At 60.9% G+C, this 11,986-nt stretch carries 11 protein-coding genes; 6 read left to right on the top strand and 5 right to left on the bottom strand.

Translation table 11 applies throughout. From position 1 onward, the window contains the following. The first annotated feature begins 14 nt into the window (after positions 1-14). Positions 15-992, top strand: coding sequence for a glyoxylate/hydroxypyruvate reductase GhrB (gene ghrB / locus BHU62_RS14410; protein ID WP_073532612.1), 978 nt, complete (start codon positions 15-17; stop codon positions 990-992). A gap of 1 nt (position 993) precedes the next feature. Here the strand turns inward: ghrB and BHU62_RS25255 are convergent, their stop codons facing one another. Continuing rightward, entirely contained in the window at positions 994-1,146 is a 153-nt protein-coding gene (locus BHU62_RS25255) for a hypothetical protein (RefSeq protein WP_171971322.1), read from the bottom strand. Between the two features lie 196 nt (positions 1,147-1,342). Between BHU62_RS25255 and BHU62_RS14405 the strand changes: the two genes are divergently transcribed. Further along, a complete protein-coding gene (locus tag BHU62_RS14405; RefSeq protein WP_073532611.1) occupies positions 1,343-3,406 on the top strand; it encodes an alpha-amylase in 2,064 nt (687 codons plus the stop codon). A 135-nt stretch (positions 3,407-3,541) separates the two neighbouring features. Beyond that, positions 3,542-4,795: a valine--pyruvate transaminase gene (locus BHU62_RS14400; protein ID WP_073532610.1), complete on the top strand. Its 1,254-nt coding sequence runs from the start codon at positions 3,542-3,544 to the stop codon at positions 4,793-4,795. 42 nt (positions 4,796-4,837) lie between these two features. Here the strand turns inward: BHU62_RS14400 and BHU62_RS14395 are convergent, their stop codons facing one another. The 3 genes from BHU62_RS14395 to ibpA form a co-directional block, all read right to left on the bottom strand. Then, positions 4,838-6,496 carry a putative transporter gene (locus tag BHU62_RS14395; protein WP_073532609.1) on the bottom strand — a complete coding sequence of 553 codons (1,659 nt, stop codon included), beginning with the start codon at positions 6,494-6,496 and terminating at the stop codon, positions 4,838-4,840. 167 nt (positions 6,497-6,663) lie between these two features. Continuing rightward, positions 6,664-7,092 carry a small heat shock chaperone IbpB gene (gene ibpB / locus BHU62_RS14390; protein ID WP_073532608.1) on the bottom strand — a complete coding sequence of 143 codons (429 nt, stop codon included), beginning with the start codon at positions 7,090-7,092 and terminating at the stop codon, positions 6,664-6,666. Positions 7,093-7,199: 107 nt separating this feature from the next. Then, the gene (gene ibpA, locus BHU62_RS14385) at positions 7,200-7,613 is read right to left on the bottom strand and encodes a small heat shock chaperone IbpA (protein ID WP_073532607.1); all 414 of its coding nucleotides are present in this window, start codon (positions 7,611-7,613) and stop codon (positions 7,200-7,202) included. A 308-nt stretch (positions 7,614-7,921) separates the two neighbouring features. Between ibpA and BHU62_RS14375 the strand changes: the two genes are divergently transcribed. Further along, positions 7,922-8,269, top strand: a complete 348-nt coding sequence (locus tag BHU62_RS14375; protein WP_073532605.1) for a YceK/YidQ family lipoprotein — start codon at positions 7,922-7,924, stop codon at positions 8,267-8,269. Positions 8,270-8,310: 41 nt separating this feature from the next. Here BHU62_RS14375 and BHU62_RS14370 read toward each other — a convergent pair whose 3' ends face one another. Further along, positions 8,311-9,591: a DUF3748 domain-containing protein gene (locus BHU62_RS14370; RefSeq protein WP_073532604.1), complete on the bottom strand. Its 1,281-nt coding sequence runs from the start codon at positions 9,589-9,591 to the stop codon at positions 8,311-8,313. A gap of 481 nt (positions 9,592-10,072) precedes the next feature. Between BHU62_RS14370 and BHU62_RS14365 the strand changes: the two genes are divergently transcribed. Then, on the top strand, positions 10,073-11,041 hold the full coding sequence (locus BHU62_RS14365; RefSeq protein WP_073532603.1) for a threonine/serine dehydratase: 969 nt from the start codon (positions 10,073-10,075) through the stop codon (positions 11,039-11,041). Further along, the gene (locus BHU62_RS14360; RefSeq protein ID WP_073532602.1) at positions 11,028-11,969 is read left to right on the top strand and encodes an ornithine cyclodeaminase family protein; all 942 of its coding nucleotides are present in this window, start codon (positions 11,028-11,030) and stop codon (positions 11,967-11,969) included. Before BHU62_RS14365 ends, BHU62_RS14360 begins: the two co-directional genes overlap by 14 nt. Positions 11,970-11,986 lie beyond the last annotated feature (17 nt).

Below are 11,986 nucleotides of genomic sequence, written 5' to 3'. Positions count from 1 at the left end.
CGCTGGAGTTCGTGATGAAGCCTTCTATCGTATTGTACAAAAGCCTGCCCGCCGACCTGCGTGAACGTCTGGAACAGCACTTCACCGTACACGCCTTCAACGGCCTGCAGCCGGAGAACCGCGACGAACTGCGCCAGGCGCTGCTGCAGGCCGAAGGGATCATCGGTTCCGGCGGCAAAATCGACGAGGCTTTCCTGCAGCAGGCGCCCAAACTGCGCGCGGCCTCAACTGTTTCCGTCGGCTACGACAACTTCGACGTCGAGGCGCTCAACGCCCATAACGTGCTGCTGATGCACACCCCGACAGTCCTGACCGAAACCGTCGCCGACACCATCATGAGCCTGGTGCTGACGACCGCACGCCGGGTGGTGGAAGTGGCGGAACGGGTCAAGGCCGGCGAATGGCGCGGCAGCATCGGCCCGGACTGGTTTGGCATCGACGTACACCATAAAACCATCGGCATCCTCGGCATGGGGCGTATCGGCCTGGCGCTGGCGCAGCGCGCGCATTTCGGCTTCGGCATGCCGGTGCTGTACAACGCCCGCCGCACGCACGAAGAGGCGGAACAGCGCTTCAACGCCCGCCGCTGCGATCTGGACACTTTGCTGGCCGAGTCGGATTTCGTTTGCATCACGCTGCCGCTGACCGAACAAACCTTTCACATGATCGGCCGCGATCAGCTGGCAAAAATGAAGAAAAGCGGCATTCTGATCAACGCCGGCCGCGGGCCAGTGGTGGATGAGCAGGCGCTGATCGACGCGCTGCAAAACGGCGTGATCCACGCCGCCGGGTTGGATGTGTTCGAGAAAGAGCCGCTGCCGGCCAACTCGCCGCTGCTCAGCATGCCGAACGTGGTGGCGCTGCCGCACATCGGCTCCGCCACTCATGAAACGCGTTACGGCATGGCCGCCTGCGCGGTGGATAATCTGATCGCCGCCTTGACCGGCACGGTGACAGAAAACTGCGTCAATCCACAGCTGTTGCGGAAATAACTTACCGGGGCCGGTGGTCTGCGGATAACCGGCCGTGTTGATCTTCCTGCTGCGGCGCGAACAGCGCCTGCAGTTGATGTTCTTCGGCGAAGTGCTGCAATTCGGCATCCTGAATTGCCTGAACGATCTCTTCTCGCCAGTTTTTGTCCGTCATCGCTAACCTCCTTTGATGTTCATCGTTTAATCTGCCGCAGCGCGCGCGCAAAGCCAAGCCGAATCAATCCGAAAACGCTCCGCCCTTCCTCTCCTCCCCGAAAAACCCCCGCAGGGAGGAGGCCGTTTTTTCATCGTTTGCCACACTGGGCGCTACCCTACGACAAAAACGCTTCCTGCCGCGCGTAAGGAGAGCCATGAAACTGTTACCCCTGCCCTTGTTGATGCTGCTGTCGCCTTCGGCGCTGGCCGGCTGGACGCTGCCGGGCTTCCCGACCTTCGACGAAACCGCCGCCGGGTTGTTCACCAGCCAGGCCGCGTTGCCCAAAGGCCAGCTGCCGCTGCGGCTGTCTCAGGATAACCAATGCTGGCAGCCGGCCGAGGCGGCGAAGCTGAATCAGACGCTGTCGCTGCAGCCCTGCGGAGACAATCCGCCGGTCAGCTGGCGCCAGTTCCGCGCCGGCGACTATCAGGTGCGCATCGACACCCGCAGCGGCACACCGACACTGCAGCTCAGCCTGAACAGCGCGCCGGACAGCGCAGCCGTTGCCGTCCGCAGCTGCCCGCGCTGGGACGGCAAACCGGTGACGGTCGACGTCGCCTCCACCTTCGCCGAAGGCGAAACGCTGCGCGATTTCTATTCCGGCCAAACGGCACTGGTGAGGCAGGGTAAAATCACGCTGCAGCCCGCCGCCGCCAGCGGCGGCTTGTTGCTGCTGGAATCCGCCGCCACGATAAAACCGGCAGCGTTCAGCTGGCATAATGCCACGGTCTACTTCGTGCTGACCGATCGCTTTGAGAACGGCAATCCGGCCAATGACCACAGCTACGGGCGCCGCAACGACGGCCTGCAGGAAATCGGCACATTTCACGGCGGCGATCTGGCCGGTCTGACGCAAAAACTGGATTATCTGCAACAGCTCGGCGTCAACGCCTTGTGGATCAGCTCGCCGCTGGAGCAGATCCACGGCTGGGTCGGCGGCGGCACCAAAGGCGACTTCCCACACTACGCCTATCACGGTTATTACGCGCTGGACTGGACCCGCCTCGACGCCAACATGGGCACCGAACAGGAGCTGCGCACGCTGGTCGAACAGGCACATCGGCGCGGCATTCGCATTCTGTTCGACGTGGTGGTGAACCACGTCGGTTACGCCACGCTGGCGGATATGCAGACGTTCCACTTCGGCTCGCTGTATCTGCAGGGCGCGGAGGTGGAGAAAACCCTGGGAAAAAACTGGAGCGACTGGCGCCCCAAGCCGGGGCAAAACTGGCACAGCTTCAACGACTACATCAACTTCAGCGATAAGACGGGCTGGCGCCAATGGTGGGGGAAAAACTGGATCCGCACCGACATCGGTGACTATGACGCGCCGGGCTATGACGACCTGACGATGTCGCTGGCCTTCCTGCCGGACATCAAAACCGAAGCACCCGGCGCCAGCGGCCTGCCGCTGTTCTACCGCCACAAACCCGACACCGCCGCGCGCGACATTCCCGGCGCCACCACCCGCGATTACCTGACCGTCTGGCTCAGCCAGTGGGTGCGCGATTACGGCATCGACGGTTTCCGCGTCGATACCGCCAAACACGTGGAAAAACCGACGCTGGCGCTGTTAAAACAACGCGCAACGGCGGCATTGGCAGCGTGGAAAGCGGAGCATCCGCAGCAGGCGTTGGATGACGCGCCATTCTGGATGACCGGCGAAGCCTGGGGACACGGGGTGATGAAAAGCGACTATTACCAAAACGGCTTCGACGCGATGATCAACTTCGATTTCCAGGACCAGGCGGCGCAGGCGCTGGGCTGCTTCGCCGACATCGACGCCACCTACCGGCAGATGGCCGAGCGGCTGCAGGATTTCAACGTGCTGAGCTACCTCTCTTCGCACGACACCCGGCTGTTCTTCGCCAGCGATGCCAAAGGCTCGCTGCCGCTGCAACAGCGGGCGGCGAACCTGCTGTTGCTGGCGCCGGGCGCGGTGCAGATTTACTACGGCGATGAAAGCGGGCGCCCGCTCGGCCCGACCGGTTCCGATCCGCTGCAGGGCACCCGCTCCGATATGAACTGGCGTGAGATGCAGGGGGAAAAAGCCTCGCTGCTGGCTCACTGGCAGCGGCTGGGGCAGTTCCGCGCTCGCCACCCGGCGATCGGCGGCGGCGTGCAAACCCCGCAACCGCACACCGGCTACTACGCCTTCAGCCGCCGGCTCGGCGACGATAAGGTGATGGTGGTGTGGGCCGGCGAACGGTCACAATAATCCAGTGTAATATGCTACCAATCGGCTAATGGGCGAAGTTTGTGCCCATTGGTCGATTTATCGGCCGCATTGCAGCGGGATTTATCTGGCGGTATGGTGGGTGATTACCTGCTAAGAAACAGTACTGCTGCACCTATGACTTTCTCACTTTTCGGCGAAAAATTTACCCGTTATGCGGGCATTACCCGTTTGATGGACGACCTGAACGAAGGCCTGCGCACCCCCGGTGCCATCATGCTCGGCGGCGGCAACCCGGCGCAGATCCCAGAGATGGAAGCCTACTTCAAACAGCTGTGCCAGGAGATGCTCGACCAAGGCAAACTGACCGAGGCGCTGTGCAACTACGACGGCCCACAAGGCAAAGACGCGCTGCTGAAAGCGCTGGCTAATCTGCTGCGCGACGAGCTCGGCTGGGAGATTTCGCCACAGAATATTGCACTGACTAACGGCAGCCAAAGCGCGTTTTTCTACTTGTTTAACCTGTTCGCCGGCCGCTACGCCGACGGTTCGCGCCGCCGCGTGCTGTTCCCGCTGGCGCCGGAATATATCGGCTATGCCGACGCCGGGCTGGACGAAGGGCTGTTCGTCTCCGCCAAACCGAACATCGAGCTGCTGCCGGACGGCCAGTTCAAATATCACGTTGATTTTGAACACCTCACCATCGGCGACGACATCGGCATGATCTGCGTTTCACGGCCGACCAACCCGACCGGCAACGTGATCACCGACGAAGAGCTGATGAAGCTCGACCTGCTGGCGCAGCAGCGCGATATTCCGCTGGTGATCGACAACGCCTACGGCGTGCCTTTCCCCGGCATCATCTTCAGCGACGCCACGCCGCTGTGGAACCCGAACACCATCCTGTGCATGAGCCTGTCCAAGCTCGGCCTGCCGGGCTCGCGCTGCGGCATCGTGATCGCCGACGAGAAGGTGATCACCGCGCTGACCAACATGAACGGCATCATCAGCCTGTCGCCGGGCAGCATGGGGCCGGCAATGGCGACGGAAATGATCGCGCGCGGCGATCTGCTGCGCCTGTCGAACGAGGTGATCCGCCCGTTCTACAAACAGCGTGTCGAACACACCATCGAGATTATCCGCCGTTACCTGTCGCCGGAGCGTTGCCTGATCCACAAACCGGAAGGGGCTATCTTCCTCTGGCTATGGTTCAAGGACCTGCCGATCACCACCGAAGTGCTGTATCAGCGCCTGAAAAAGCGCGGCGTGCTGATGGTGCCGGGCCACTACTTCTTCCCGGGGCTGGAGCATGAGTGGCCGCATACCCACCAGTGCATGCGCATGAACTACGTGCCCGATCCAGAGAAAATAGAGCGCGGCGTGGCGATCCTGGCGGAAGAGATCGAACGCGCGCATCAGGAAGCGAACTAAGCTCAACCCATCGGGGCGCCACCACGGCGCCCTTTTTTTGGATTACAGCGTCCAAAACAGCACCGCCAGCAGCTGCGGCGACATGATGCGCAGAAACATCGCCAGCGGATAAACGGTGGCGTAAGACAGCGCGGCGGCGCCGCTGGTGGGGTGCAGGCCGTTGGCGAAGGCCAGCGCCGGCGGATCGGTCATCGACCCCGCCAACATACCGGACAGCGTCAGGTAGTTCATCTTGCCCACCGTGCGCGCCAGAATACCGACGCTCAGCAGCGGAATGGCGGTGATCAACGCGCCGTAACCAATCCACGTCAGCCCCTCGCCATGCAGCAACGTATCGATGAAGTTGCCGCCCGATTTCAACCCGACCACCGCCAGAAACAGCACAATACCCAGTTCGCGCAGCGCCAGGTTGGCGCTCGGCGGCATAAACCAGTACAGCTTGCCGATGCTGCCGATGCGCCCCAGGATCAACGCCGCCACCAGCGGCCCGCCGGCCAGCCCCAGCCGCAACGCCGCCGGGAAGCCGGGCACAAACAGCGGAATGGAGCCGAGCAGCACCCCGAGGCCGATGCCGATAAAGACCGGCAGCATCTGCACCTGCTGCAATTTTTGTTGGGCGTTGCCGACGATTGCCGTTACCGCATCGATGGCCTCCGGTCGGCCGACCAGGTTGAGAATGTCGCCGAACTGCAGCGTCACATTGCTGCCGGCCACCAGCTCTACGCCAGCGCGGTTGAGGCGTGAAATCACCACGTCATACTTCTGCTTCAGGTTAAGATCGCGGATTTTCTTGCCCAGCACCTGCTCGTTGGTCACCACCGCCCTCACCACCTGCAGCGCGGTGCCGCGCGTCGACAGCGAGGCGTCCACCTCCTCGCCGATCACCAGCCGGGCATTCTCCAGATCTTCGCGTTTGCCCACCAGATGCAGGTAGTCGCCGAGTTCCAGCCGCTCATGCGGCGCCGGTACCATCAACAGCTCCCCGCGTTTGAGGCGCGAGCAGACGATCTCTTCACCGTTGAGCAGCGGCACGTTCTTGATCGCCATGCCCTGCAGGTTGGGATTGCGCACCGCCACGTTCATGGCGTGCAACAGCTCGCGCTGATTGCCCAGGCTGCTTTCAAACGCCTGCGCCTCGCGCTCGATGTTGATGCGGAAAAACAGCCGGATCAGCCACATTACCAGCAGGATGCCGCAAATACCGAACGGATAGGCCATGGCGTACCCCATCCCCATGCCGTCCACCAACGCCGGATCGGAACCGAGGTCGGTCAGGATTTGTTGGCCGGCGCCCAGCGCTGGGGTGTTGGTGACCGCACCGGAGAACACCCCGAGGATGATCGGCAGCGGCACCTCAAACAGCTTGTGCACCGCCGCCGCCACCACACCGCCGGTCAGCACCAGCAGCACCGCGAAGGCGTTGAGCCGCAGACCGGAGACGCGCAGCGAAGAGAAGAAACCGGGGCCGACCTGAATGCCAATGGTGTAGACGAACAGGATCAGGCCGAACTCCTGGATAAAGTGCAGCATGTCGCCATTCAGGCTGATTTGCCCGCTCTGGGCGAAATGCCCGACCAGGAGGCCGCCGAATAACACGCCGCCAATGCCCAGGCCGACGCCGTACAGCTTCCAGTTCCCCATCCACAGCCCAATGACGGCCGCCAGCGCCAACATGCTGACGGTCAGGGCGATATCGCTCATAGGTCACATCCTTGCCAAAGTTAAACATTGGGTGTGCGGCCAAAGACACACAACTTACAAGGATTATGGCATCGGGATGACAAGGGGACTGTGGCGTGCGCCACATAACGCAACGGGGGAGATCCGTCTGGACCTCCCCCGCATGTTTATTACCGTTTTTCAGCCGGTTATTTGGCTTCCAGCGCCGGCGTCGCACTGATGGCGATGCGCTGCGGCTGCAAGGCCTCAGGCACCTGACGCACCAGATCGATATGCAGCAGACCGTTTTCAAATTTGGCCTCAGACACCTGCAGATGCTCCGCCAGGGTAAAGGTCAGTTGGAACTCTTTGCACACCAAGCCCTGATGCAGGTATTCGACCTGTTTTTCCGGCGGCGTCGGCTTACCGCTGACAGTCAGGCGCGGCCCTTCCACTTCAATATTCAGGTCGCTCTGCCGGAAACCGGCCAGCGCCAGAGAAATGCGATAGTGATTGTCATCGCTTTTCTCAATGTTATACGGCGGGAACCCCTGAGGTTCCTGGCCACCCATTGAACTGGCTAATTTATCAAAACCAATCCATTGACGCAGAAGCGGGGATAAATCGTAATTACGCATAGGAACAACTCCTTTCATTAAGCGAGATGTGTTTATTCAGCCCCCTGACGGCAGGCTAGACATAACTTCATATTTACCGGCAGCGTACCTGCCGGTGAAACGGAAATTTATTTAATTTCGATACGGCGCGGTTTTAATGTTTCCGGCACGATGCGTTGCATGTCGATATAAAGCAAACCGTTCTCCAGTTTAGCGCCATTAATTTGTATATGTTCGGCCAACTGGAATTTACGCTCGAAATTACGCTCGGCGATGCCCTGGTATAAATAGGTTTTTTCCGCCGGTTCGTTATTGTGCGCCCCGCGCACGATCAGCAGGTTATCTTGCGCGGTGATCTCCAACTCCTGCTCGGCAAACCCGGCCACCGCGATGGCGATGCGATAATGATTTTCATCTACCAGTTCGACATTATAAGGCGGATAACCACCGTTGCCCTGACTCTGGCCGGCTTCCAGCGCGTTGAACAGGCGATCGAAACCAATGGCGGAACGGTATAGCGGGGAAAGATCAAAATTACGCATAAAACAGCCTCCTAAGGCACTTCAGCGAGGTTGAAATAAATACGCCTTCCACTCTGGACAGGCTAATTAAGCCAGAATTCCCTTACGGCGAATTCTCAATTCGGCTCTGATGATAAAATGGGGGTTGATTTCATCAATTCAACAGGCGAGGATCAAAAAAAGGCCGAACCGATTGGTGAAAGTTTTTTTACCACTTACACTAAAGTGAGAGAGCCGCCACAGAGCGGGATTTTGCTTCTTTTAAAGCGGCAACAGGATGCTATAAATCAGCTTAATTTAGGGGAACAGCAACCCTGCAGGATGGATTAATGACGATGATGAAAGCGATAGCGACAGGCTGCATGTTGTTGGCAACCAGCGGTTGCTCCAGCGTGATGAGCCATACCGGCCCGAATCAGGGTTACTATCCCGGCACTCGCGCCAGCGTGGGCATGCTGAAGGACGACAACACCAGCTGGGCGATGATGCCACTGGTGGCGCTGGATCTGCCGTTCTCTGCGGTGATGGATACCGTGCTGCTGCCTTATGACTATCTGCGTTCGGGCAACGACACGGCTGCAGACTCGCCTAAGGCGCGCATCCTGCGCAGCGAGCAGCAGAATCTGGCAACGACCGGCAATCCCGGCCAGGGCGACGAAAGCACCGCCATGCATTAATCAGCGAATGCCGCGGGCCGCCTCCTGGCCCGCAATCTGCGTTACGCCTCAACCACAAAGATCTGGTTAAAACCCGCCATCTCACGCATAAACGCCACTTTCTTGCCATCCGGAGAAAACACCACGGCATCCGCCGACGGTGACTGAACGCTGCGCTGCGTCAAACGCTGCAGGCGGCCGCTGGCGACCTCGCACAGCATCACGCTGTTATCGCACACCAACGCGATCGCACCGCCCTGCGGGTGCCAGCTAAACGCCGACTGAATGTCGTGCTCGCTGCGGCTCACCTGGCGCGGCTCGCCACCGTTCGGCGACACCGTCCACAGCTGCACCACGCCGCCGTCGTCCTTCATCAAAAAAGCGATCTGGCTGCCGTCCGGCGAACTGCGCAACCAATGGCGCGGCGCAGTGGCCACGCCTGGGAAACGGCGTTCACCGGTAAAGGTCAACCGCCGTTGCCTGACGCCTGACGGCGGCGCCGGCAGCTCGCTCTGTGTCCCCTGCAGCGGCCGGGTGCCCGCTCTGGCGTAATCGGCGTCGTTCTCCGGCAAATCGACGATAAACACCTCCGGCAGCTTTTCGCCGGTGGCAGACAGCGTATCGCCGATGAACGCCAGCGCCCAGCGCTGCCGGCCGCCGTCGGCTTTACGGTAGCCTTCACGGCCGATCCACCCTTCTTCGTAGGCACGATTGATCTGATCGCTGCCCGGTTGCGGCTGCGGCACGGTCTCGCTGACCAGCACGCAATAGTGGCTGCCGTCATACTCACGCGGATGATGTTTCGGCGGATTGACCCCGTGCAGCGGCACGGCCACACCGACGTTGCGCAGATCGCGCGCCGGATCGCGCTCATGCATCACGTGATCGTTGTAGGTAAAACTGAGGCGGCTGCCGTCCGGGCTGAAAACGTGCACATGGCTGCCACCGCGCAACGCGCCGGGCGTGTAAGGCGCAGTGATATCCAGCGCGTCGAGGGTGATGGCCAACTCACGATCCGGTTCGCTGACGATCACCCCGCGGCGGTGGTGAAAATCATACTGCCAGGTGCTGTCCGGGTGCTCCGGGCCGTGGATAAAGGCGTAACGCGCCGGCGCATCGGGGCTGACCGTGACCACGCCGACGTGTGCGCCCTGCTGGGCGCGATAGACCACCTCCACCGCGCCGCTGGCGACGTTGACCCGCTCGATGCTCAGGCCGGTGAAAGAGGCGCCGCGCGGGCGCACGTCATAAGCCAGCCATTGGCTGTCAGGCGTCCAGGCGTTGATATTGGTTAACTGATGCCCGCGTGGGTCGAAAGTCAGTTGTTTTTCCCGATGGCTCATGGCGGTTCTCCTGCACATGCTGGCACTGAACCGCCATCTTACCGGATCGGCGGGAGCGTTTCATACCGCCAGCTGAGAGCGGGCAGCATTACGTTTTCAGTTCGGCATTACGCAATAATTTTCCAGCGTCTTATCATTCATAAAACAAGGCGGCCCATTGCTGATAACGCCGACTGGAAATAACCCACCGGCTGGGCAGCGGCCTCCATGACGGCGCAGGTTAATGAGGCGAGCGCTATTTTTTTCATTATCACGACCTAATTTAAAATTAATTGCGCAGCCGCAGCGTCCTTAACGCAAATAAATAAAGCATCGTGCCGCTCAACGAGATATTAATGATTATTTTGTAGCGTCAGCGCGCTCGCACCACATCGTTTCCGCTTGATGACCGGTTTTGCCCAGCGGTTGAGCCCCGGGGTTTACAATCCATACAAAAAAGTACAAACTGGATTTTAAGTCCAATTCAATCTCTGGAGCCGGTATGAGCCCCCTCTTCGAAGCCATTGTTTCCGCCCATCAGCAACTGCGCCCTCAGGTGCGGGTAACGCCATTGGAGCGCAGCGTGCTGCTCTCACAACAGCTGGGCTGCGAGCTGTATCTGAAATGCGACCATCTGCAGCATACCGGTTCCTTTAAATTTCGCGGCGCCAGCAACAAGCTGCGCTTGCTGGATGACGAGCAACGCCGGCGCGGCGTAATCGCCGCCTCGACCGGTAACCACGGCCAGGCGGTCGCCCTGGCAGGTAAACTGATGGGCGTTGGCGTCACGGTTTACGCGCCGCAGACGGCGGCGAGCATCAAACTCGACGCCATCCGCGCGTTGGGCGGCACCGTGGAATTGATACCGGGCGATGCGCTGAACGCCGAATTGGCGGGAGAGCGGGCCGCGCGCGAACAGGGCAAAACCTATATCTCACCGTATAACGACGAGCAGGTCATTGCCGGCCAAGGCACCTGCGGCATGGAGCTGGTTGAACAACAAGCCGATCTGGACGCGGTGTTCGTGGCGGTGGGCGGCGGTGGCTATATCGCCGGCATTGGCACCGTTCTGCGGCAACTGTCGCCGAAAACGCAACTTATCGCCTGTTGGCCGGAGAACGCCACCAGCATGTACAGCGCGCTGGAAGCGGGCCATATCTTCCCGGTGGAAGAGCATGAAACCCTGTCCGACGGCACCGCCGGCGGCGTAGAACCGGGCGCCGTAACCTTCCCGCTGTGCCAGCGGCTGATCGACCGCAAAGTGTTGATCAGCGAGACGGAGATCAAGCACGCGATGCGCCGGATCGCCGCCAGCGATCGGTGGATTATCGAGGGCGCGGCCGGCGTGGCGCTGGCGGCGGCGATCAAGCTGGCGCCGGAATACCAGGGGAAAAAGGTGGCGGTGGTGCTGTGCGGTAAAAACATCGTGCTGGAGAAATACCTCAAGGCCATCGCCGATGCACATCCTTAACCGTCAGCAAATCCTTACCGCGTTCGACGCAGAGGCCGTCACGTCGCTGCTGAAGCAGGGTTTTATCGCCTACTCGCAACGGCGGGTGCAACAGCCGCCGGTGCAACATTTTCTGTTCGAGCGGGCCGCCGGCGACTGCTGTGTCAAATCCGCCTGGCTGGAAGGCGACGAGCTGTTCGTGGTCAAGGTGTCCGCCGGCTTCTATCGCAACGCCGAGCGCGGCCTGGCCAGCAATCAGGGGTTGATGATGGCGTTCTCCGCCCTGACCGGCGAGCCGCGGGCGTTACTGCAGGATGAGGGCTGGCTGACCGCGCTGCGCACCGCACTGGCCGGCCGCATCGCCGCCGAGCTGTGCGCGCCGCCGGTCATTCAGGCGATCGGCATTGTCGGCACCGGCCAGCAAGCCCGGCTGCAGCTGCAATGCCTGAAACCGGTAACCCATTGCCGCGAGGTGTGGGTGTGGGGCCGCAACGAACAAACGCTGGCGGCGTATCGGCGCGATACCGAGGCCGGCGGTTTTCGGGTACGGATCACGCAGGATGCGGCGGAGCTGGCGGCGCACTGTCAGCTGATTGTCACCACCACGCCCAGCCGCGAACCGATTTTGCAGGCGGCGGATATTCGGCCCGGCACGCACATCACCGCGGTGGGCGCCGACGCGCACGGTAAGCAAGAACTGGCGACCGATCTGGTGGCCGGTGCGGACGTGCTGCTGGTTGATGCCCTGGCGCAGTGTGCGGAATATGGCGAGATCGCCACGGCTTATCGACAGAACAGGCTGGTTTCCACGCCGATCGTCGAAGTGGGTGCCGTATTAGCGCAGGGTGGGCGGGTGCGAAGCGAGCCACAACAAATTACCATCGCCGATCTCACCGGGTTAGCGATTCAGGATCTGCAGATCGCCAAAGGCGTGTTAGCGGCAATCTAAAGGGGCGCCGCAGCGCC

The sequence above is a fragment of the Serratia marcescens genome, assembly GCF_001902635.1.
GTDB lineage: Bacteria > Pseudomonadota > Gammaproteobacteria > Enterobacterales > Enterobacteriaceae > Serratia > Serratia marcescens_F.
Note: the sequence above shows the minus strand (reverse complement) of the source record. Positions and strands in the feature narration are given on the sequence as shown.